Origin of the sequence: Lacrimispora sp. 38-1 (genome assembly GCF_049890855.1) — a bacterium.
In the GTDB taxonomy this organism is placed as follows: Bacteria; Bacillota; Clostridia; order Lachnospirales; family Lachnospiraceae; genus Lacrimispora.
This window is the reverse complement of record NZ_JBANEW010000052.1, coordinates 75,014-97,059: the sequence shown is the minus strand read 5'-3', so window position 1 is coordinate 97,059 and position 22,046 is coordinate 75,014. Positions and strand designations below refer to the sequence as shown.

Annotated in this window: 25 protein-coding genes and 2 tRNA genes; 19 read left to right on the top strand and 8 right to left on the bottom strand. The window is 43.8% G+C overall.

Going from position 1 to position 22,046, the window contains the following annotated elements:
* Nucleotides 1-10 precede the first annotated feature (10 nt).
* Nucleotides 11-1,273, bottom strand: coding sequence for a peptidoglycan-binding protein (locus V7D18_RS12085; RefSeq protein ID WP_426154525.1), 1,263 nt, complete (start codon nucleotides 1,271-1,273; stop codon nucleotides 11-13).
* A 107-nt stretch (nucleotides 1,274-1,380) separates the two neighbouring features.
* Nucleotides 1,381-1,578, bottom strand: coding sequence for a hypothetical protein (locus V7D18_RS12080; protein WP_117416544.1), 198 nt, complete (start codon nucleotides 1,576-1,578; stop codon nucleotides 1,381-1,383).
* A 265-nt stretch (nucleotides 1,579-1,843) separates the two neighbouring features.
* Between V7D18_RS12080 and V7D18_RS12075 the strand changes: the two genes are divergently transcribed.
* The 3 genes from V7D18_RS12075 to V7D18_RS12065 are packed head-to-tail and all read left to right on the top strand — an operon-like array spanning nucleotide 1,844 to nucleotide 6,442.
* Entirely contained in the window at nucleotides 1,844-2,923 is a 1,080-nt protein-coding gene (locus V7D18_RS12075; protein WP_426154524.1) for a carbamoyl phosphate synthase small subunit, read from the top strand.
* A complete protein-coding gene (carB, locus tag V7D18_RS12070; protein WP_426154523.1) occupies nucleotides 2,916-6,119 on the top strand; it encodes a carbamoyl-phosphate synthase large subunit in 3,204 nt (1,067 codons plus the stop codon). The genes V7D18_RS12075 and carB overlap by 8 nt, the downstream gene beginning before the upstream one ends.
* A 14-nt stretch (nucleotides 6,120-6,133) precedes the next feature.
* Nucleotides 6,134-6,442, top strand: coding sequence for a DUF3837 family protein (locus V7D18_RS12065; protein ID WP_426154522.1), 309 nt, complete (start codon nucleotides 6,134-6,136; stop codon nucleotides 6,440-6,442).
* A gap of 70 nt (nucleotides 6,443-6,512) precedes the next feature.
* Here the strand turns inward: V7D18_RS12065 and V7D18_RS12060 are convergent, their stop codons facing one another.
* The 3 genes from V7D18_RS12060 to V7D18_RS12050 are packed head-to-tail and all read right to left on the bottom strand — an operon-like array spanning nucleotide 6,513 to nucleotide 7,608.
* Nucleotides 6,513-7,130 carry a manganese catalase family protein gene (locus V7D18_RS12060; RefSeq protein ID WP_426154521.1) on the bottom strand — a complete coding sequence of 206 codons (618 nt, stop codon included), beginning with the start codon at nucleotides 7,128-7,130 and terminating at the stop codon, nucleotides 6,513-6,515.
* The gene (locus V7D18_RS12055) at nucleotides 7,130-7,426 is read right to left on the bottom strand and encodes a spore coat protein CotJB (protein ID WP_426154520.1); all 297 of its coding nucleotides are present in this window, start codon (nucleotides 7,424-7,426) and stop codon (nucleotides 7,130-7,132) included. The genes V7D18_RS12060 and V7D18_RS12055 overlap by 1 nt, the downstream gene beginning before the upstream one ends.
* On the bottom strand, nucleotides 7,423-7,608 hold the full coding sequence (locus tag V7D18_RS12050; RefSeq protein WP_426154519.1) for a spore coat associated protein CotJA: 186 nt from the start codon (nucleotides 7,606-7,608) through the stop codon (nucleotides 7,423-7,425). Before V7D18_RS12050 ends, V7D18_RS12055 begins: the two co-directional genes overlap by 4 nt.
* A 195-nt stretch (nucleotides 7,609-7,803) precedes the next feature.
* Between V7D18_RS12050 and V7D18_RS12045 the strand changes: the two genes are divergently transcribed.
* Nucleotides 7,804-8,718 (top strand): NYN domain-containing protein, encoded by a 915-nt coding sequence (locus tag V7D18_RS12045; RefSeq protein ID WP_426154518.1) that lies wholly within the window; start codon nucleotides 7,804-7,806, stop codon nucleotides 8,716-8,718.
* A gap of 64 nt (nucleotides 8,719-8,782) precedes the next feature.
* Here the strand turns inward: V7D18_RS12045 and V7D18_RS12040 are convergent, their stop codons facing one another.
* Both V7D18_RS12040 and V7D18_RS12035 read right to left on the bottom strand, forming a co-directional pair.
* Nucleotides 8,783-9,805, bottom strand: a complete 1,023-nt coding sequence (locus tag V7D18_RS12040) for an FkbM family methyltransferase (RefSeq protein ID WP_426154517.1) — start codon at nucleotides 9,803-9,805, stop codon at nucleotides 8,783-8,785.
* A gap of 59 nt (nucleotides 9,806-9,864) precedes the next feature.
* The gene (locus V7D18_RS12035) at nucleotides 9,865-10,863 is read right to left on the bottom strand and encodes a YeiH family protein (RefSeq protein WP_426154516.1); all 999 of its coding nucleotides are present in this window, start codon (nucleotides 10,861-10,863) and stop codon (nucleotides 9,865-9,867) included.
* A gap of 130 nt (nucleotides 10,864-10,993) precedes the next feature.
* Between V7D18_RS12035 and V7D18_RS12030 the strand changes: the two genes are divergently transcribed.
* The 3 genes from V7D18_RS12030 (at nucleotide 10,994) to V7D18_RS12020 (ending at nucleotide 12,208) form a co-directional block, all read left to right on the top strand.
* Nucleotides 10,994-11,878 (top strand): LysR substrate-binding domain-containing protein, encoded by an 885-nt coding sequence (locus tag V7D18_RS12030; RefSeq protein ID WP_426154515.1) that lies wholly within the window; start codon nucleotides 10,994-10,996, stop codon nucleotides 11,876-11,878.
* Between the two features lie 149 nt (nucleotides 11,879-12,027).
* Nucleotides 12,028-12,100, top strand: a tRNA-Val gene (locus V7D18_RS12025).
* Nucleotides 12,101-12,134: 34 nt separating this feature from the next.
* Nucleotides 12,135-12,208 (top strand) — tRNA-Met (locus V7D18_RS12020).
* Between the two features lie 122 nt (nucleotides 12,209-12,330).
* Here V7D18_RS12020 and V7D18_RS12015 read toward each other — a convergent pair.
* Nucleotides 12,331-12,774, bottom strand: a complete 444-nt coding sequence (locus V7D18_RS12015) for a hypothetical protein (protein WP_426154514.1) — start codon at nucleotides 12,772-12,774, stop codon at nucleotides 12,331-12,333.
* Between the two features lie 243 nt (nucleotides 12,775-13,017).
* Here V7D18_RS12015 and V7D18_RS12010 point away from each other — a divergent pair, with 243 nt between their 5' ends.
* The 12 genes from V7D18_RS12010 to V7D18_RS11955 are packed head-to-tail and all read left to right on the top strand — an operon-like array spanning nucleotide 13,018 to nucleotide 22,032.
* Nucleotides 13,018-13,944 (top strand): diacylglycerol/lipid kinase family protein, encoded by a 927-nt coding sequence (locus V7D18_RS12010; protein WP_426154513.1) that lies wholly within the window; start codon nucleotides 13,018-13,020, stop codon nucleotides 13,942-13,944.
* Between the two features lie 33 nt (nucleotides 13,945-13,977).
* Nucleotides 13,978-14,523: a 2-C-methyl-D-erythritol 2,4-cyclodiphosphate synthase gene (gene ispF, locus V7D18_RS12005; RefSeq protein WP_426154512.1), complete on the top strand. Its 546-nt coding sequence runs from the start codon at nucleotides 13,978-13,980 to the stop codon at nucleotides 14,521-14,523.
* 23 nt (nucleotides 14,524-14,546) lie between these two features.
* Entirely contained in the window at nucleotides 14,547-15,950 is a 1,404-nt protein-coding gene (gene cysS, locus V7D18_RS12000) for a cysteine--tRNA ligase (RefSeq protein ID WP_426154511.1), read from the top strand.
* Nucleotides 15,935-16,393, top strand: a complete 459-nt coding sequence (locus V7D18_RS11995) for a Mini-ribonuclease 3 (RefSeq protein WP_426154510.1) — start codon at nucleotides 15,935-15,937, stop codon at nucleotides 16,391-16,393. Before cysS ends, V7D18_RS11995 begins: the two co-directional genes overlap by 16 nt.
* Nucleotides 16,390-17,127, top strand: a complete 738-nt coding sequence (gene rlmB, locus V7D18_RS11990; protein WP_426154509.1) for a 23S rRNA (guanosine(2251)-2'-O)-methyltransferase RlmB — start codon at nucleotides 16,390-16,392, stop codon at nucleotides 17,125-17,127. The genes V7D18_RS11995 and rlmB overlap by 4 nt, the downstream gene beginning before the upstream one ends.
* A 20-nt stretch (nucleotides 17,128-17,147) precedes the next feature.
* A complete protein-coding gene (locus V7D18_RS11985; protein WP_426154508.1) occupies nucleotides 17,148-18,131 on the top strand; it encodes a transglutaminase-like domain-containing protein in 984 nt (327 codons plus the stop codon).
* A 29-nt stretch (nucleotides 18,132-18,160) separates the two neighbouring features.
* Nucleotides 18,161-19,213 (top strand): type II secretion system F family protein, encoded by a 1,053-nt coding sequence (locus V7D18_RS11980; RefSeq protein ID WP_426154507.1) that lies wholly within the window; start codon nucleotides 18,161-18,163, stop codon nucleotides 19,211-19,213.
* 9 nt (nucleotides 19,214-19,222) lie between these two features.
* Nucleotides 19,223-19,546, top strand: a complete 324-nt coding sequence (locus tag V7D18_RS11975) for a hypothetical protein (protein ID WP_426154506.1) — start codon at nucleotides 19,223-19,225, stop codon at nucleotides 19,544-19,546.
* 11 nt (nucleotides 19,547-19,557) lie between these two features.
* The gene (locus V7D18_RS11970; RefSeq protein WP_426154505.1) at nucleotides 19,558-20,049 is read left to right on the top strand and encodes a DUF4860 domain-containing protein; all 492 of its coding nucleotides are present in this window, start codon (nucleotides 19,558-19,560) and stop codon (nucleotides 20,047-20,049) included.
* Entirely contained in the window at nucleotides 20,042-20,449 is a 408-nt protein-coding gene (locus V7D18_RS11965) for a hypothetical protein (protein ID WP_426154504.1), read from the top strand. The genes V7D18_RS11970 and V7D18_RS11965 overlap by 8 nt, the downstream gene beginning before the upstream one ends.
* Before the next feature lie 16 nt (nucleotides 20,450-20,465).
* Nucleotides 20,466-20,936: a short-chain dehydrogenase gene (locus V7D18_RS11960; RefSeq protein WP_426154503.1), complete on the top strand. Its 471-nt coding sequence runs from the start codon at nucleotides 20,466-20,468 to the stop codon at nucleotides 20,934-20,936.
* 19 nt (nucleotides 20,937-20,955) lie between these two features.
* Nucleotides 20,956-22,032, top strand: coding sequence for a type IV pilus twitching motility protein PilT (locus V7D18_RS11955; protein ID WP_426154502.1), 1,077 nt, complete (start codon nucleotides 20,956-20,958; stop codon nucleotides 22,030-22,032).
* Nucleotides 22,033-22,046: the final 14 nt, after the last annotated feature.

Here is a 22,046-nt window from a genome sequence, read left to right as displayed (position 1 = left end):
TTTATGGAGTTTAAGAATATTCGGCAATCCTTGTGATGCCCACATAGATATGGGAGATCTTATACCAGGTTGCAAAATCAATGACTCCTGTGACCGGCAGCTTGAAGATGGACTGGAACTGGCGGACTGCTTCAGCCGTATTTTCTCCATAGATTCCATCTGCCGTAATCCGGGGAATTCTGGTATAAACACCGGCTATGGTATCCAGCTGTTCCTGGACCTGGCGGACCTTGTCACCGGAAGCCCCTATAGATAAATTAGATCCCGGGAATGAGGAGGGAACACCGGAAACCCGCTCTGCAGTATTGATGTACATGTTGCTTCCATAATAATTACGGAGAATATCGATGGCTGTATAACCCTGCTGTCCTAACGTGTTGCTTCCCCATTGTGACATCCAGTTTGGACAGGTTACCCGGTTTCCGTCGCAGTACTGGGTTAAGATTGGCTGTTTGATTCCTGGCCGGGATAAGTAGCTGTTAAAGATTTCATCAACAATCTGGGATATACTTTCATAAATATTTCTGCCGTAGATCCATTTATGGTCAAAGGCGGTGGAGGAAGTTATGGTGAAGTCATAACCCTGATTCCTGTACCATTCCGTATAAACACGGTTTAAGGTAAAACTCATAATTGCCAGAACATTGGCAATTATTGTTTCTCTTGGCCAGGTAGCATAAATTTCACTGGAAGCGACATTTTTAATATAATCGCCATAAGGGACATAATAATTCGTTGCTGTCGGATCGGTAGGTACGCCGTCATGAACGATAATCGTCTGGGGAACGACAACCCGGCTTAATACGATTTCGCCGGTTTCTGCAACTGGTTTTACCTCAGCCTCTGCAATTTTTGGAGGATAATCGCCGTATAGAGTATGGTCGGGTATGGTAATCGGAACATCTGGAGTTGTCTCGTCTTTGACAGGAGTCATACGGACTGGCTGAATCGCCTCCGTGTCTGCCAGGATCTGTGTTCCGGAGATGGCCACGGGTTCAAAGCCCTGTGCAGTGATAAAAAGAGTATATTCCGAATACGGTTGCTGCAGTCCGGGCGATAAACTTAAGTCTACGGGCGGTGCTGATAAGCTTACGGTTTCGGACTGTCCGGAACTATCCGTAGTAACCGTTTCTAAAATGCTGTCGGGTTCTCCTGTAAAGGAGATGGAAATTTCTGCGTCCTGGATCGGGTAGTTATTTTCCGAAGATACCACATCTACCTGAAGAGAGCCGGAAGCAGCTGTTTCCTGGGCAGTGGTCATATATGGATTCATAAATAGCCCCTTATTGGAATGATTATTAATAATATATTAGCTCATTTGGGCAATGATTACAAAAGCCCCGCATAAAACCAAATAAATCAGTTTTTGCGGGGACTTTTTTAAAAGAAAGATGTTTTGGGTTCATGGAACATGGACTCTACGTAGTTTCTCATTTCATTGCGGCTTTCAATGTCTCTTGCACCGTTGATAATGCGGTTTTGTTCGTCTTTGGAGAGTCCGGCAAACCGTACCATAATGTCTGAATGCTGTGCCAGTTCCATGGTAAATCCTATGGGAAGTTCATTGTTATCTATCATGATTTATCACCTCATGAATAGTTTGTTCGAAGTTGGGAGAAAGTATACGAAAATGTATAATATTAATTGTTTTGCATAAATATACAGGATGAGTGTTTAAAATATCTGAAAAAAGAAAAATAATGCATAAAAAGTAGATTAATAAATTATAAAAAAACAGTTGAAATATGTCGCAGGATAATGTATAATCTATTCAATTTGGGTTGATACCAGTCAGCTGCAAATTGACATGGACTATTATTAAGAAAGGATTGGGACTTTGCGTATGAAAGCTTTTTTAATACTGGAAGACGGCACTGTTTTTACAGGCACGAGCATTGGTTCAACACGGGAAGTGATCAGTGAGATCGTATTCAATACTTCCATGACGGGTTATTTAGAAGTCCTCACCGACCCCTCCTATGCGGGACAGGCAGTTGTGATGACATATCCGCTAATTGGTAATTACGGCATTTGTCAGGAAGATATGGAGTCATGCAAACCTTGGCCGGATGGCTACATTGTCAGAGAATTATCTAGAATCCCCAGCAACTTTAGAAGCGAGGATACCATTCAGCATTTCTTAGAAAGTAACGACATTCCAGGTATCAGTGGTATCGATACGAGAGCCCTAACAAAAATCTTAAGAGAAAAAGGTACAATGAACGGCATGATCACAACCGATGAAGGATTTGATCTTGACGAAGTCATTTCGCGTATGAAAACATATTCCGTTACCGGCGTTGTGAAGGCAACGACCTGTAAGGAATCCTATGTGCTTCCCGGTGAAGGCAAGCGGGTGGCGCTGTTAGATTTAGGTGCTAAAAAGAATATTGCACGGTCCTTAAATGAGAGAGGCTGTGAGGTTACTGTATATCCGGCAGATACGAAGGCAGAAGTAATTCTTTCTTCCAATCCTGATGGCATTATGTTGTCAAACGGCCCTGGAGATCCCAAGGAATGCACAGACATTATTAAGGAAATCCGTAAGCTGTATGAATCAGAAGTCCCCATATTTGCAATCTGCCTGGGGCACCAGCTGATGGCACTGGCGACCGGCGCTGATACCCATAAGCTGAAATACGGACACAGAGGCGGCAACCACCCGGTTAAGGATTTAGAAACCGGAAGGGTATACATCTCTTCTCAGAACCACGGATATGTGGTGGACGAGGATACTGTGGATCCGGCTGTGGCAGTTCCTGCATTTGTGAATGTTAACGACGGAACAAATGAAGGTATGAAATATACCGGAAAGAACATATTTACCGTACAGTACCACCCGGAAGCATGTCCGGGACCTCAGGATTCCAGCTACTTATTTGACCGTTTTATAAACATGATGGAGGTGGGAAAGAATGCCTAAGAATCAGGATATCAAAAAAGTACTAGTCCTTGGATCCGGTCCGATTATCATCGGTCAGGCAGCAGAATTTGATTATGCGGGAACGCAGGCATGCCGTTCTTTAAAAGAAGAAGGAATAGAGGTTGTGCTTTTAAACTCCAATCCTGCAACCATCATGACGGATAAAGATATTGCTGATAAGGTTTATATCGAACCGCTGACTGTAGAGGTTGTTGAGCAGCTGATTTTAAAAGAAAGACCGGACAGCGTTCTGCCTACACTTGGAGGCCAGGCAGGCTTAAACCTTGCCATGGAGCTTGAAGATAAGGGATTTTTCCAAAAGAATAATATCCGCCTCATCGGAACCACTGCACTGACTATTAAAAAGGCAGAAGACCGGGAGATGTTTAAGGAAACCATGGAGAAGATCGGTGAGCCGGTAGCTCCCTCTGATATCGTTGAAAATGTGGAAGATGGTTTAAGAATTGCGGAAGAAATCGGTTATCCCATCGTTTTACGCCCGGCTTATACACTGGGAGGCTCCGGCGGCGGAATTGCTGAAAATCCGGCCCAGTGCCGTGAGATTCTTGAAAACGGACTCCGTTTGTCCCGTGTTGGCCAGGTTCTGGTGGAACGCTGTATTTCAGGCTGGAAAGAGATTGAATATGAAGTAATGCGGGATGGTGCAGGCAATGTAATTACTGTCTGCAACATGGAAAACCTGGATCCGGTAGGCGTTCACACAGGTGACAGCATCGTAGTAGCTCCCTCCCAGACACTGGGAGACAAGGAATACCAGATGCTTCGTACATCTGCATTAAAGATCATCAGCGAATTAGGCATTACAGGCGGCTGCAACGTTCAGTACGCCCTTCACCCGGAGAGCTTTGAATACTGTGTGATCGAGGTAAATCCCCGAGTCAGCCGTTCCTCTGCTCTGGCTTCAAAGGCAACCGGATATCCAATTGCCAAGGTAGCTGCCAAGATCGCTCTGGGATACACCCTTGATGAGATTAAAAATGCGGTAACGAAGAAAACCTATGCAAGCTTCGAGCCTATGCTGGACTATTGTGTCGTTAAGATGCCGCGCCTTCCGTTTGACAAGTTTTTAAGCGCCAAGAGAACACTTGGTACCCAGATGAAGGCGACCGGTGAGGTAATGAGTATCTGTACCAATTTTGAAGGCGGCTTAATGAAAGCAATCCGTTCTCTGGAACAGCATGTGGACAGTTTAATGTCATATGACTATACAGGGCTCACGGATGACCAGCTGACAGAAACCCTTCATCTGATCGATGACAGAAGGATCTGGGTGATCGCTGAGGCATTGCGAAGAGGCTTTACCTATGAACTTATCCATGATATCACAAAAATTGATGTCTGGTTTATTGATAAGCTGGCAATTCTGGTGGAGATGGAGGAAGCATTAAAGAAAGGTCCTCTTACCACTGAGCTGCTAAAAGAGGCAAAGAGACTGGAATTTCCTGATACGGTAATTTCAAGACTGACCGGTATATCTATAGAAGAAATCCATCAGACAAGAAAAGATAACGGGATAACGGCTGCCTTTAAGATGGTAGATACCTGTGCGGCTGAATTTGCGGCAGAGACACCTTATTACTACTCCTGCTTTGGAAGTGAAAATGAAGCGGAGCAGACCACTGGAAGAAAAAAGGTTCTGGTATTAGGCTCCGGTCCAATCCGGATTGGCCAGGGAATTGAATTTGACTTCTGTTCTGTTCACAGTACATGGAGCTTCAGCAAAGAAGGCTATGAGACCATTATCGTCAATAACAATCCGGAAACAGTCAGTACGGATTTTGATATTGCAGATAAGCTGTATTTTGAACCTCTTACTCCGGAAGATGTGGAAAGCATTGTTGATATTGAAAAACCGGACGGAGCTGTGGTACAGTTCGGCGGACAGACAGCCATCAAGCTGACAGAGGCACTTATGAAGATGGGAGTTCCAATTCTTGGAACAGCGGCAGAAGATGTGGATGCGGCAGAAGACAGAGAATTATTTGATAAAATTCTGGAAGAATGCCAGATTCCAAGACCTGCAGGACAGACCGTATTTACAGCAGAAGAAGCAAAGAGAGCAGCGGCAAAGCTTGGTTATCCGGTTCTTGTGAGACCTTCCTACGTACTGGGTGGCCAGGGAATGCAGATTGCCATTTCTGATCAGGATATAGATGAATTTATCGCAATCATCAACCAGATCGCCCAGGAACACCCCATTTTAGTCGATAAATATATCGTGGGAAAAGAGATCGAGGTAGATGCAGTCTGTGACGGAGAAGACATTCTCATACCGGGAATCATGGAGCATATTGAGCGCGCGGGCGTTCACTCCGGTGACAGTATCTCCGTGTATCCGGCCCAGAGCTTAAACGAAGAGATCAAAGACAAGCTTGTGGAATACACCAGAAGACTTGCAAGGGCACTTCATGTAAAGGGAATGATCAACATTCAGTTTATTGTCAGCGGAGAAGAGGTCTATGTCATCGAGGTAAATCCCCGGTCTTCCCGTACGGTGCCATATATCAGCAAGGTGACAGGAATCCCCATTGTACCCCTGGCAACCAGAGTCATCTGCGGTCATACCATTAAAGAGCTTGGATATAAGCCGGGGCTTCAGCCGGAAGCAGATTACATCGCAGTGAAGATGCCGGTGTTCTCTTTTGAAAAGATCCGGGGTGCAGACATCAGCCTGGGACCTGAGATGAAGTCAACAGGAGAGTGCCTGGGAATTGCAAAGACCTTTAATGAGGCACTTTACAAAGCTTTTGCGGGATCAGGAATCAAGCTTCCCAAGCATAAGAACATGATTATTACGGTAAAGGATTCTGATAAGGAAGAGATTATCGATATCGCGCGCAGATTTAAAGATCAGGGTTACAAGATCTTCTCTACGGCTGGTACGGCAAAGGTGTTAAATGATAACGGAATCAAAGCATTCCAGGTTCGCAAGCTGGAGCAGGAGTCCCCCAACCTCCTGGATCTGATTCTGGGCCATGAGATTGACCTGGTTATCGATACCCCGCCTCAGGGCGCAGACAGAAGCAAGGATGGTTTTGTAATCCGCAGAAATGCAATCGAAACCGGCGTGACCGTGCTTACGTCTTTAGATACGGCAGCAGCCCTCGTAACCAGCATGGAAAACAGAGCGAAGGAGCTCACTCTGATTGACATTGCTTTAGTTAAAAATGTATAAGGAATCACAATATCATGGTATTTTATATTAATAAACAGGCTGTAGAAATTAAAACCAGGTTTGAAAACGCGCCCTTAACTTCCCCCAATGAGGCGTGTGCGGCCATGGGAATGCTATATAAAATCTACGGTCTGCCTGTTCCGGAAAAAAAAGAGATGGTCAGTGATATGAAGAAGGATTTTCATGAGGCAGTTGGAAAGCTTCCGGTTCCGTCGGAATATGCAGCTAAAATCATCAGCCTTCTTGATGAGTACTATAAAGATGATCGGGTAACAGATGAAATATATGAGCTGTTGAAATACAGCTATGAAGAACAGCGTTAATAAATATTATAATTGAAAAAACACCTTTCGCATATAATAATGAAGCGAAAGGTGTTTTAATTTCAGAATCTTACATCTGTTTTTTCACAAACTGCTTGTCAAATTCCGGATTATAATAATAGAAGTTTTTCGGATTCAACGTAGTCTTTATCTTTTCCAGCGCTTCCCCGAATCTCTGGAAGTGAACCACTTCCCGCGCCCGCAGAAATTTAAGAGGTTCTATTACATCCGGGTCTGTAATCACACGGATTAAATTTTCGTAGGTGGTTCTTGCTTTCTGCTCCGCTGCCAGATCTTCCACCAGATCGGTGATTGCATCGCCCTTGGACTGGAATTCGCAGGCATTAAAAGGCACTCCTGCTGCAGCTGTAGGCCACAGCGCGGTAGTATGATCGATATAATAAACATCAAAACCAGCCGTTTTTGCCTGTTCCGTGGTCAGGTTTTTGGTGAGCTGGTAAATAATGGAGCAGACCATCTCCAAATGCCCCAGCTCTTCCGTTCCGATATCGGTTAAAAGTCCGCCCACTTCCTTGCATGGCATGGAATATCTTTGGGAAAGATAACGCATGGAGGCTGCCAGCTCTCCGTCTGGTCCGCCAAACTGGCTGATAATCAGAGAAGCTGTTTTGGGGCAGGTATTTTTAATATTAACAGGGAATTGCAGTCTTTTTTCATATGTCCACATTAGAAAGCACCTCCTTCCCATGGCAGGGGACCGTCGCACCAGGTGAAATGTCTCTGGTCGGGATATTTTGTCTGGGTTTTTGTCTTGTTGTTGGTATCAGGGCAGATACAGTTCATGGTAAGCGGTTCAAAATTATCCGCATAGGTTTGAAGCAGCTGTTTCCTTTGTGTCATAGCGTCCTTAAATGCATTTAACGCATTCTCATCAAGAGGATGAGTATCCAGATAAAGATTTAAATCATTTACGGTAAAGCTGATTTCAGTTATCTGACTGAGCAGGTTCTTCTGATCGATCATGGCTGTTCCCCTCCTGTTACGTAAAATGGCAGATCTAGGCTGGGAAATATGGTCCCATGCTTTAAAGCTGTCTTTGGATCAAATGGCTGTTCCCACGGCTGCATGGGAACGGTCGCAATGGCTAAAGCTACAGTCTGGCTGGGTGTTGCAGTTTCACATCCGTTAGCAGCTACTGAATTCATAGTAACACTCCCTTCTGTTGCTGATTGATTAACTCTTTTATATTATGGAGCGAAAATAAAAAAATACGTTGCAAAAATTATCCCAGTTTACCCATTGTGATGTTATTGTAATAATTGGAAAAATGAAATATAATAGAAACAAAGTCAATGAATTTGACAGAAAATGTAAAACAATTATGACGGGAGAGCAGAGGATTGAGTGATAAGAAATTTGCAGTATTGATTGATTCGGATAATATTTCCGCAAAGTACATTACGTGTATTCTGGATGAGATGACCCGATATGGAGTAATTACCTACAAAAGAATTTACGGTGACTGGACAAGCGCCCAGATGGGTAAATGGAAGATGGAACTTCTTGAAAATTCTATTACACCAATTCAGCAGTTTTCCAATACAGTGGGAAAGAATGCAACCGATTCCGCTCTCATTATCGATGCCATGGATTTACTTTATACCGATAACGTAGATGGATTCTGTATTGTTTCCAGTGACAGTGATTTTACCCGTCTTGCAAGCCGTTTGAGGGAGTCAGGTAAGGAAGTCATTGGAATGGGGGAGGAAAAAACTCCCAAATCCTTCCGCGCTGCCTGTACTGTATTCACCAATCTGGAAGTTTTGCTGGATCAGGATGAAGAGGGTACCGGAGGCGGAGCCATCGGAAAAGAAGTGATTGAACAGGATATTGCTTCCATAATCCTGGAAAACGAGGATAAGAACAAGGCAACCGGTCTGGGAGAAATCGGCAACCGGCTGGTTAAAAAATATTCGGATTTTGACGTGAGAAATTACGGATACAGCTCTTTATCCAAGTTTCTCGAAGAGATGGACAGCTTTGAACTGAGAAAGACAAGCAATGTAGTCACTGTACGGATTAAGGATAACCGGACCAAAAAGCAGGAGCTTGACGATTATGCGGTTAAACTGGTAAAAGGAAGCGGAAAGAATGGAATGGAGCTGGCGGCTCTTGGTAATGGAATGCATCGCAAATTCGCAGACTTTAAAGTAAAGGATTACGGCTACTCCACATTTTCCAAGTTTGTTCACAGCATACCGCAGCTGGAAGTGAGAGAGAATAAGAATAACAGTAACTCCGTATTTTTAAAATAAATAAAAGGACTGTGAAGGGTAGGCTAAAAGCTCCCTGCACAGTCTTTAACATTCTGTCTGGTCATTACAATGCATATAATATAAATTCTGTGGGAACCAGAGCAAATCCATAGTATCGCAGATAAAACCGGTAGGACGGGTCAATTTCATTAATAATTCGTGCTAATTTCCATAGGTCTTTATGATTATGATAAGCGCTCAAAGCCAATTTGGGATGATACTGGGCTATCTTATTCCTGCACCCTGATAATGCACTTTCTTCTCCGCCCTCAATGTCCATCTTAATAAACGTTACTTTCCCCTCAATGTCATCATCTATGGTGACTGTCGGAGTCTTAATAGATCCGTCCTCCGTAAGCTGGCGGACAGAAGAAATACCATCTTCTTCTATATACATGAATCCGCTTTTATCACTTACGCCCTTCTCACGCACTATCACATTTTCCAGATGAAATGTCTCAATGTTTTTATAAATGTATTGTACGTTTGCGGGTATAATTTCATAACAATAAATCTGCTTATAACAATTTTTACCAAACATATTTGTATATTGTATCAAAGTATCACCTATAAAAGCACCGATATCCACGAAAACCTCGTTTTGATCACAGTGTATCAAATCAAAATCAAAATATTGACTGTAACACTTATCACAGATATCTCCAATCAATGTTTTATCAGTCTTAAGCCAATAGGAAAGGATATTTAACATAATCTTCTTAGATCTATAATCACTAAGCTGTCCATACAGCCATTCAAAATCTTTTTTATGATTTACTAATGCATCAGCACGGTTATCCACAAGATCATATATTCCCTTATTCGGATCATAAGCTCCCCACAGGCTGCTGTAACGGTTGTAATAATTAATAATTGCATTATAAGCCGGGCCATCTTTTTTCTGACAAAATAGTAAATTTTGTTTAATCCCATTTTTGATATCTTCCAGGCTGCGTTCTTCTATAAAATTCATCAGCCGTCCAAAGTATTTATCAACCTGAATTGATATGGCTTCATCCTGTACTGGGTATCCTTTGCTCAGCAATGCATTATCTTTTGTTTTAGAAGAAGTGCTTTGTTTTGACATCTTCTCACCTCTAATTATATTACTTTACTATATTATTCGATTTTGTAAGAAAAGTGTACTTACCAGATTCCAAGAACAACCTGAAGCAAAAGGCTGACAACAGAAATTCCCACCCAGCAGCAAAAACCCAGGATAATTGGTTTTTTACCGGTCTTCAGGAGCCTGGGCAGATTGGTGTTGGTGCCAATGGCAGCCATGGCGAGAATAATGAAAAATTTGCTTAATTCTTTTATATAGCCGGTCAGGGAATGGGGAAGAGCGAAAACGGTGGTGATAATGGAGGCTAAAAGGAAATACAGCACGAAAAATGGAAAAATTTTATTTAATCCCAATTTTTTCCCGGAATTTTTCTGCTCTTTGCCTGCCCGGTACACAGCCAGAAACAATGTAATGGGAATAATGGCAAGTGTACGGGTTAATTTGACAATTGTTGCAGCCTCAAGCGTATTGCTTCCATAGATTCCGTCCCAGGCAGAAGCTGCTGCAGTGACGGAAGACGTATCGTTAATCGCAGTTCCTGCAAATAGACCGAAACCCTCATTGGAAAGGCCAAGTGCGGTGCCCAGAGCCGGAAATAACAGGGCAGCTGCGATGTTAAATAGAAATATAACAGAAATCGCCTGGGCTATCTCATTGTCATCTGCATCGATGACTGGAGCAGTGGCTGCAATCGCGGAGCCCCCGCAGATGGAAGATCCGATGCCGATTAAAATTGCACTTTTCTCAGGAACCTTTAACCTGCGAAACAGCACATAGGCGATAACAAGGGAAGTGGTGATGGTGGCTGCAATAATGGGAAGAGACTGCCTGCCCTTTTGCAAAACTGTGGACAGATTCATGCCAAATCCCAGAAGTATGACAGCATACTGCAGAATCTTTTTTGAAGTAAAGACGATGCCTGGGCGGATTTGTTCCTTTCCCGTAAGAAACGGTGCGGCGCTCATGCCGAGAAGTATGGCAAAGACCGGTCCTCCCACAACCGGAACCAGTTTTCCAAGAAACCAGGCGGGTATTGCAAGAATCAGGCACAGTATCAGGCCTGGAACATATTTTTTCATTTGTGAATTCCTCCTCATATTTGATCTGAAGCAATTATATAGGAAAAATTCAATAAAATGAAATTATAAATATTTATTTAATGATAAATATATGTTATGATTTAGATAATACTAAAAAGGAGTACGAAAGATGCTGGATTTTCGGATGGATACCTTTCTTGCAGTGTGCAGGCATATGAATTTTACAAAAGCCGCAGGAGAACTGAATATTACACAGCCTGCGGTATCTCATCATATCAGATATTTAGAAGAGGAATATCAAGTCCGGCTGTTTGAATACAGCGGTAAGAAGATCAGTCTTACAGATGGGGGAAGAACTCTTTTGTCAGCAGCCATTACCATGAGAGATGATGAACTTCATTTGAAGAAAATCATGAAACAGCAGTCTGAGAGAAGAAGACATCTGGTATTCGGAGCTACGATGACCATTGGGGAATATAAGATGCCGGAAGCATTGATGAGATATTTAGAGGTATATCCGGATTCTTCTGTCCGGATGATTGTGGCAGACACCAGGGAGCTTTTGCAAAAGCTCAATGAAGGCGAGATCGAATTTGCTCTCGTGGAAGGTTTTTTCCAAAAAAAGGAATATGATTTTCTGGTTTATGATTCGGAACCCTTTGCCGCTGTGTGTGCCGGGGATTACGTATTTCATAAACAAGTTAAGAGAGTGGAAGATCTTCTCACACAACGTCTCTTTATCAGAGAGTCCGGTTCCGGAACCAGGTATGTGTTGGAACGGTATCTGGAAGGAAAGAATCTGCTTCTTCAGGATTTTACCAATCGGGTAGAGGTCAACAACATCGGCGCCATAAAGCAGATGACTGCAAAAGGGAGGGGGATCACCTTTCTGTATGAGACAGCTGTAAAACAGGAACTGGAGGAGGGAATTTTAAGAAAGATCCATCTGGAGGATTTTGAACTGCATCATGATTTTTCTTTTATCTGGAGAAAAGGAAGTATCTATCAGACTTACTATAAAGAGCTTTTTGACTTGTTCCACACAGGGGGATAATTGGAGAAAACCACGCAGGAATCAGGGGTTTGCAAGACCTGGTAAAAAAAGAAAAAAATTGACAAAAAAGTGTTGACAATTAATACAATTCATATTATACTAATGAAGCAGTCGGGAACGAAAGAAAATAATGGCTCCTGACAGGCACTGGGATCTTAGCTCAGCTGGGAGAGCATCTGCCTTACAAGCAGAGGGTCACAGGTTCGAGCCCTGTAGGTCCCACTGATAAGCAAGCGCTTATCAAAGAATTGAATATGGCGGAATAGCTCAGTTGGCCAGAGCACACGGTTCATACCCGTGGTGTCGAGAGTTCGAATCTCCCTTCCGCTATTTTTAAAACACATGGAAGTCTGATGTCAAGTCAGATCTGATGTGTTTTTTTATTTGCAGGAATTGATACAGATTAAAAATACTGGCCAGCATCAGTGACACTGGCCAATGGTACCGGGCTTTTATACCTGGTTAAAATCGCTTTGATTTGCATTGGTATTATCTGGTTTTTCTATATCATAGAACTTGATCCAGTAAAAGTTGTTGTGATATACAGCACCAAGCTCTTCCTTGCTTCCAAACCAGTCAACATATTTAATCCACCCGCCGTAAGGAGCACCAGCAGGCTGCTGGGTAGCTGGATCGATGGGATTCTGACAGATACCGTAGTCATTTAACTCATACCAGCCGGTATCAAGCTGTACCCAGCCGCATTGAGCGTAACCGGCTTCATTAAAATAGTACCAGTTTTCTCCAACTTTTTCCAGTTTGTTTGCAGGATAGGTACCGTCATCATTCTGATACCACCATCCCTGGTCGTTACTTTTCCAGTCAGCTGCATAGGCAGTCATGCTGAATACTGCGGCCAATAACGCAGCAACGAGAAATAATTGCACTTTTCTCATGGTAAATACCCCCGTTAATTATATTTACTTGCAGCAGGTCTCAAACCTGACTGACAAATCTAAGAATATTATATAAAAAGTGTGGAAGAAACGCAATGAAAAATTAATATTAGAATAACAAAAGTTATAAAATACAGGATTCGATCTATTTCGACAAGGCATGATGACCTTTTTCCTTTTTTTTTATATTCATTTTTGCTGTTTTATGTTATACTAAAAAATAGCAAAAAGCGGAGGGATTCCATGTACTATTTTATTGTTAACCCGAACTCCTGTTGCGGACGGGGTAAAGTTATCTGGGATAAGCTGGAACGGACTATAAAAGATTCCGGTGTGGAATATCAGGCATATTTAACTGAAAAGCCAGGGGACGCAAAGATATTTGCAAAAAATTTAACAGAAGGATGTAAGGAATCCAATGTGATCATCGCGGTCGGCGGAGATGGGACAGTCAATGAGATTCTGGACGGATATTCCATGTGCAGTTGTGTTACACTTGGTTATATTCCTGCAGGATCTGGCAATGATCTGGCAAGAAGCTTAAAACTCCCAAAGAATCCGGTCCGATGTTTAAATAAGATCCTGCATCCCAAATACTATAAATTGATGGACTACGGAGTATTATCCTATGGAGACAGTGAGATCTCCCACCGGCGTTTTGTCGTCAGTGCCGGAATCGGTATGGATGCTGCTGTCTGTCATAATCTGCTTTATTCCAGAACCAGAGGGCTGCTGCACAGGCTACGGATTGGGAAGCTGGCCTATTTACTTGTGGGTGTCAGACAGCTGATATCGGCAAAGCCCTGTAAGGGATATATTTTACTGAATGGAGTACAGAAGATTGAGTTTAACCATGCTTATTTTATTTCGACCCATATTCATCCATATGAAGGCGGAGGATTTAAGTTCGCGCCGGATGCAGATTTTGAAGACGGCAGGCTGTCGGTCTGCGTGATGAATACCAGGAAGAAGAGAAAGCTTGTGTGTGTACTGCTTAATTCCCTGATGGGAAGAAAATCCGTGAACAAAGGATTCCGTTTCTATTCCTGTGAAGAGATTCACATTCATATGGACCGTCCCATGGCGGTTCATGTCGATGGAGAAAGCTGCTTCTGTCAGAATGATGTGGAAATCCGGTGTATCGGTAAGAAACTTCGTATGATCGTTTAAGATCTGATCTTTTTATATAGGAAAGGAAAAATAATGAGAATTGGACAGGGATATGATGTTCATAAATTTGCAGAAGGCAGGGATTTAATCCTGGGAGGAGTGACCATTCCTTATGAGAAGGGACTTCTCGGCCATTCAGATGCAGATGTGCTTGCCCATGCAATTATAGATGCTTTACTGGGAGCTGCTGCACTGGGAGATATCGGGGAACATTTCCCGGATACGGATCCAAAGTATAAAGGAGTCTCCAGCATGGAACTGTTAAAGCATGTGGCTGCTTTACTGGAAGAAAAAGGGTATGTGGTGGAGAACATTGATTCCACAGTCATAGCTCAAAAGCCAAAGCTTCTTTCATACAGACCCTTAATGGCTGAGAATATCGCGGGTGCGCTTGGTCTGCCTGTTGATAAAGTGAATGTAAAGGCAACAACAGAGGAAGGACTTGGATTTACCGGAAGAGGAGAAGGAATTGCCTCTCAGGCCGTTGCTCTTTTGACTTCTGTGGGTGATTACTGTTATGATGACAGAATCATGCAAAATGACTGTCAGGGCTGTAAAGGCTGCTGCAAACATGAATAACAGGAGAATGGAAGGGAGAAAGCATGAAAATATTTAATACGTTATCCAGACAAAAAGAAGAATTCATACCGTTAGAGGCCGGAAAGGTGAAGATGTATGTCTGCGGGCCTACGGTATATAATCTGATACACATTGGTAATGCACGCCCGATGATCGTGTTTGATACAGTGCGGAGATATTTTGAATATAAGGGCTATGATGTGAATTTTGTATCCAACTTTACCGATGTGGACGACAAGATTATTAAGAAAGCCATAGAAGAGGGCGTTGATGCAGATACGGTATCAAAACGTTATATAGAGGAATGCAAAAAGGATATGGAAGCCATGAATGTAAAACCGGCGACTAAGAATCCGCTTGCTACGGAAGAAATCTGCGGTATGCTGGACATGATAAAGGATTTAATTAATTCCGGTCATGCGTATGCAGCAAAGGATGGGACCGTTTATTTCCGTACAAAATCATTTGAACAGTATGGAAAGCTGTCTCATAAAAACCTGGAAGACTTACAGTCAGGTTTCCGTGAACTGAAGGTAACCGGAGAAGAGGAAAAGGAAGATCCTTCTGATTTCGTGCTCTGGAAGCCCAAGAAGGAAGGGGAGCCTTACTGGGAGTCCCCCTGGTGCGACGGCCGTCCCGGCTGGCATATTGAATGCTCTGTTATGTCCAAGAAATATTTAGGGGACCAGATCGATATTCATGCAGGCGGCGAGGATTTAATCTTCCCCCATCATGAGAATGAGATCGCACAGAGCGAGGCGGCAAACGGAAAAGAGTTTGCAAAATACTGGATGCATAACGCATTTCTTAATATTGACAATAAGAAGATGTCTAAATCACTGGGCAACTTCTTTACAGTCCGTGATATCAGTGAAAAATATGATCTTCAGGTGCTGCGTTTCTTTATGCTCAGCGCTCATTACAGAAGTCCCTTAAATTTCAGTGCAGATTTGATGGAGTCTTCAAAAAACGGACTGGAGCGCATTCTGACTGCTGTTGAAAAATTAAAGAGCCTTGAAGCAGTGGCCAGCACAGAAGGTCTGCTTAAGAAAGAAGACCGGAGTCTGGTCGATGCTCTGGTGGAAAAATATGAAGCATCCATGGATGACGATTTTAATACGGCAGATGCCATTTCCACAGTTTTTGAACTGGTGAAATTAAGCAATTCCACCACAGATGAGGAGAGCTCTCTGGAATATGTTTCCTTATTAAAAGATACCATTGAAAGACTTTGCGATATTTTAGGCATTATAACAGAAAAGGAAGAAGTAATTCTTGCTGAAGAGATTGAAGCCATGATTGCGGCAAGACAGCAGGCGAGAAAAGACAAAGACTTTGCACTGGCTGATGAAATCCGGGGAAAACTGCTGGATCAGGGCATTGTGCTGGAGGACACCAGGGAAGGTGTAAAATGGAAGAGAATATAATTTCACTGTCTGCCTTTGCCGGTTTTTTTGCAGATACCCTTCAGTTAAAGAAAGTGGATATTACCAGCTATTCTCCTCTTGCACTGGCCTATATCGGAGATGCGGTGTATGAACTGATTATCCGGACGAAAGTCATGAACCACGGAAGCACGCAGGTGAACAACATGCATAAGAAAAGTGCCAGGCTGGTGAATGCAAAGGCTCAGGCGGACATCATCAGAAGTCTGGTAGAAGGGGAAGAACTGACTCCGGAGGAGATTGCCGTATACAAACGGGGGCGCAATGCCAAATCTGCCACAACAGCCAAACACGCCACAGTGGCAGATTACAGAACAGCAACCGGGTTTGAGGCTTTATGCGGTTATCTCTATTTAAGCGGCAGGCTGGAACGTTTGATTTGGGTGGTAAGCAGGGGGCTTAACAGAATAGGAGAACTGGAATGATAGAAGAATTTACAATAGAAGGAAGGAATGCGGTGCTTGAAGCATTCCGTTCCGGAAAGACCATTGACAAGCTGTATGTGCTAAAAGGTGTTTCCGATGGTCCCATCCAATCCATATTGCGGGAAGCCAAAAAGACAGATACCATTGTTAACTTTGTGGAAAGAGAACGTCTGGACCAGATGTCAGAGGAAGGCCGTCATCAGGGTGTGATCGCCCATGCGGCTGCCTATGAATACGCAGAAGTGGAAGATTTGTTAAAGGCAGCAGAGGAAAAGGGAGAACCGCCGTTTTTATTTCTACTTGACGGAATTGAAGATCCCCACAATCTGGGAGCCATTATCCGTACCGCCAACCTTGCAGGCGCCCACGGTGTTATTATACCGAAGCGCAGAGCAGTAGGTCTGACAGCCACAGTGGCGAAGACTTCTGCAGGTGCTCTTAACTATACGCCAGTTGCCAAGGTGACGAATTTAACCGCTGTTATGGAAGATTTAAAGAAAAAGGGAATGTGGTTTGTATGTGCCGATATGGATGGAGAGAGCATGTACCGACTAAATTTAAAAGGACCGATCGGTCTTGTAATCGGCAGTGAGGGAAGCGGAGTAAGCAGACTGGTAAAAGAAACCTGTGATATGGTTGCTTCCATACCCATGAAGGGAAACATTGATTCTCTCAATGCCTCGGTAGCTGCAGGAGTGCTGGCTTATGAGATTGTAAGGCAGCGTTTGGGATAACCATTTAGGAGATGATAAGCATGAGAAAAAAAGGTACGGCTGCTGCCGCTGTCTGTGCGGCCCTGTTGCTTTCCTTAAACGGCTGTGCACCGGCAAACCGGATTGCTTCTGCTGATCAGACAGCAGAACCTACAGAGTGGAAAACGGTTGTTACAATTAAAGATGAGGCAGTCCCTCTTTATTCAAAACCTGCCGGAAGCAGTGTTAAGGTTCCCCAGGCATCAGGAACAGTCACTTACAGCAGCAATAACGTTCTTCTCGATGCCTCCAATACCAGCCATGGATATGTAATGGTGCAGTATTCAGGTGATTCAGCTAAAATTAAGGTTCAGATATTAAAAAGCGGGGGAGAAACTTATACCTATGATCTGAACTCCAGATCAGCGTATGAAGTGTTCCCGCTGACGGAAGGAAACGGAACCTATACAATCAGGGTGCTGGAACAGGTCTCCGGAAACCAGTATGCGGTAAAATCAAACAACAGCATAAATGTAACGCTGTCAAATGAGTATGAACCCTTTCTTTATCCCAACCAGTATGTGAATTTCTCTGCGGGCAGCGCTGTGGTTGCAAAAGGCGCAGAGGTCGCTGCTTCTGCAGCAGATGCCCTGGGAGTCGTGAGCAATGTATATAATTACGTTGTACAGAATTTTACATACGATACTGCGCTTGCCAACACAGTCCAGTCCGGTTACTTACCAAATGTGGATCATGTCCTGTCTGTGAAGAAAGGGATCTGCTTTGACTATGCAGCTGTTATGACAGCCATGCTCCGATCCCAGAATATTCCAACCAAGCTGATCGTAGGATATACGGGAAGTCTTTACCATGCATGGGTGAGTGTATACATAGAAGGACAGGGCTGGGTGGATAACATCATTTATTTTGATGGCTATCAGTGGAAACTGATGGATCCGACCTTTGCCTCATCGGGAAAGAGTGATCCTAAGATTAAGGATTATATTACCAACAGTTCGAATTATAAGGCAAAATATACCTACTAATGAATGGAATGAAAAGGGAGTAAGGACAGATGGCAAAAGAAGAAAAGAAACAGTATTCTGCCCGGGAACTTTCTGCATTCTGCCTTCAGATATCCATTCTTCTTCATGCGGCAATCCCTCTTGATGAGGGATTGTCTGTTATGGCGGAGGATGCACAGCAGGATGAAGAAAAGAAGCTGCTGTTAAAGATGGCGGAGGATGCAGAACTGGGAAATCCGTTTTCGAAGGTACTGAAGGAAACCGGCGTTTATCCGGCTTATATGGTCCGAATGACAAGGCTTGGAGAAGAAACAGGAACTCTGGACCAGATTATGGAGTCTCTGGCCGAATATTATGAAAAAGAGCATATTATGATGAAGAACATGAAAAATGCCATTACCTATCCGGCTATGATGATCGGGATGCTTTTGATTGTTCTCCTTGTACTGTTTACCAGGGTAATGCCTGTATTTGAAAAGGTATATAAACAGCTGGGGGCCCAGATGCCGCCGGTGTCAATTGCTGCAACAAGACTGGGAGGAATATTTAGCGCCGTTTCGCTGGTGATCATTCTTCTCCTTGGAATTGCGGCTTTTTTTGTCTGGATTATGGGAAGAAACGGCAAAAAGATCCTTCTGGCAGAAGGACTGGTTAACTGGCTGAAGCGAAGAAGCAAAATAGCAAAGTCCATAGCAAACCGCCGTTTTACTGCCGTTCTTTCGCTGACGTTAAAAAGCGGGCTGGACCTGGAAAAAGGGATGGAGCTTGCAGGAGAACTGGTTGAGAATCCGGCAGTGGAAGAGAAGATACGTCGGTGTGCCAGTTCGCTGGAAGCCGGTAACAATTATTACAGCGCCATGAAAGATACCGGTCTTTTCAGCGGCTTTTATATCCAGATGATTAAAGTGGGAACAAGAAGCGGCCGTTTGGACAGTGTAATGTCAGAAATATCTAAAAGCTACGAGGAAGAGGCAGACCTTGCCACGGAACAGATGATTGGCCGGTTTGAACCCACTGTAATAGCAGTTCTGGCAGTTTCTGTCGGCATGATTCTTTTGTCAGTCATGCTGCCGTTAATGGGTGTCCTGTCTGCTATCGGCTAGGAGGTTTCTATGAAAAAACAAAAAGAATCAGGAAAAGAACTGGCCGGACAGCTTTTATCCCTGGGGGCGTTTTCTCTTGCCGTTGTACTTTTTGTCTCCTCTGCATTGACATTTTCAAAGCGATCCGGAGAACGGGGAGCAGAGATTTTACGGGATGCCATACGCAGGGCATCGGTCCAGTGTTATGCAATTGAAGGAAGATATCCGCCCAGCGTGGAATACTTAGAAGAGAATTACGGGATTAAGATTGACAGAGACCGCTACGATGTGTTTTACAGCGGATTCGCATCAAACTTCATGCCGGATATCACCGTTAATTTACAAAATCCATAGAGAGGTGCCCAATGACAGGAAAAGAAATACCGAAAAGCCGGTTGGGAACAATCGTGTTTCCTCTCCTTTTGTTTCTGGTGTTTGTGCTGTGCGCCTTATTTCTCATACTGATCGGCGGCAGAGTTTATGAAAACATCAATAAAAGATCGGAGCTGACCTATCAGAAAGATATTGCGTTCAGCTATATTGCCAATAAGGTCAGGCAGGCAGATGAGGCCGGTGCCGTATCGCTTACTAAAGACGGGGGAGTACAGGTTCTTAAATTAAAGCAGACCATAGATGACACGGTATATGTGACACAGATTTATTACCGTGACGGAATCTTATGGGAATTGTTTGCTGACCAGAACAGCGGACTTTCCATTCATGACGGAAATCAGGTACTGGAATGCGGGAAAATCACCATGGATTTGGAGGATGGTCTTCTGCATCTGAAATCAGACGGTGAAACAGGAGGCCAGCTCTTTATTTCTTTAAGAAGCGGAGGGGCTGCAGATGAATAGAAAAAACAGATCCGGTGTGATGATGATGGAGATGATAGTGGCTGTATTTTTCTTCCTTTTATGTGCAGCTGTCTGTATTCAGGCATTTGTGAAAGCAGACCTGCTCAGCAAAAGAGCCTCCGATTTAAATCAGAGTGTGCTGATTGCTCAAAGTACGGCTGAGATCTGGAAGGCAGAAGGAGAAGCAGGTCTGTCCAGCCGTTCCTATAATCAGAAAAAAGATTCTCCCGTACAGACATATACCATGATGTTTGACAAAAGAGGTAACACCTCTGATCAGTCCCACGCAGTTTATTACGGAGAACTGAGGGCCATAAGCGGAATGGAAGCGGAAGTAACTGTATCTAAGGATGGAAAAACGTTATATTCCCTGACTGTAAGCCGGCATGAAGCAGATTGAGTGAAGGAGGAAGCATATGGCAAAACAGGAAATTGGCTACAGAGCCAATATCGGAACTCCTACTCTTATTTTAATATTCATGATTCTCTGTCTGGTTACTTTCGGAATGCTCTCTCTTTCCACAGCGAAAAGTGAGTGGAATCTGGCTCAGAGAAATGCAGATTCTGTTACGGAATATTACAGAGCCGATAAAGAGGGAGAGGCCTTTTACCAGATGGTTCTGCAGACAGTGGATCATGCACAGAAGGAAGAAGGGGATTTACAGGCGTTTCAAAATACTCTGTCAAAGGAACTGGGAGAGTACTATGACTCTGAATCCGGGACCATATCCACTCAGATTCCCATGAAACGGTCCCAGTCGCTTTCCATAAAGCTGAGTCCAATTCCGGATAAAGCGGGAAAGACTTTGATATCCCAGTGGAAAGTGATTCAGACAGAAGATTATGAAATTGATCAATCCCTGCCGGTGTGGAACGGCGGGAATTGACAGAGCAGGAGATTGGAAGATGAAGGTAGTAGATTTGTTGAGTTCTGCTGTGGCACAGAAGGCATCCGATATATTTCTTGTACCCGGTATGCCGTTTTCATATAAGATTGGAAGCAGGATTGTTTACCAGAGTGAGGAAAAGCTGTACCCGGCCCAGATGGAGCTGCTGATTACAGAGCTTTACCAGCTGGCTGGAGAAAGAGACATGGGGAAAGTAAGAGAACATGGAGATGACGATTTTTCCTTTGCAATTCCCGGAATCTCCCGGTTCCGCTCCAGCGTATTCCGCCAGAGAGGTTCCCTGGCTGCGGTGATCCGTGTGGTGAACTTTGATCTTCCTGATTATAAAGAGCTTCATATTCCGGAGCCGGTGATGGATGCAGCCAGGCTGACGAAAGGGTTTGTGCTGGTAACAGGACCTGCAGGAAGCGGTAAGACAACCACTCTTGCCTGCATTATTGATAAGATTAATAATACAAGAAATGCCCATGTTATAACCCTTGAAGATCCCCTGGAATATTTACACCGCCATAAACAGAGCGTGGTAACCCAGCGGGAGGTGACGACAGATACGGACAGTTACGTCACCGGACTAAGATCTGCCCTTCGCCAGGCACCGGATGTAATTCTGGTGGGGGAGATGAGGGATTATGAGACAATCCGCATTGCCATGACTGCCGCAGAGACCGGTCATCTGGTGATATCAACGCTTCATACAGTAGGAGCAGCCAATACCATTGACCGGATTATTGACAGCTTTCCTCCCAATCAGCAACAGCAGATCCGGATGCAGCTGTCCATGGTGATGCAGGCTGTGATTTCCCAGCAGCTGATTCCCACTGTAGACGGAGGCGTATATCCGGCATTTGAAATTATGTTTTTTAACAATGCAATCCGTAACATGATCCGGGAATCCAAAACCCACCAGATTGATTCGGTCATTGCTACCGGTCAGGCAGAAGGAATGCGTTCCATGGATTTTAGTCTGCTGAATCTTTATAAAGAAGGTAAGATCACAAAAGAAAATGCAATCATTTACAGCAGTAACAGTGAACTGATGTCAAAAAAAATCGAACGGGGAATTTCAAACGCATAGTTTCCATTTCATGC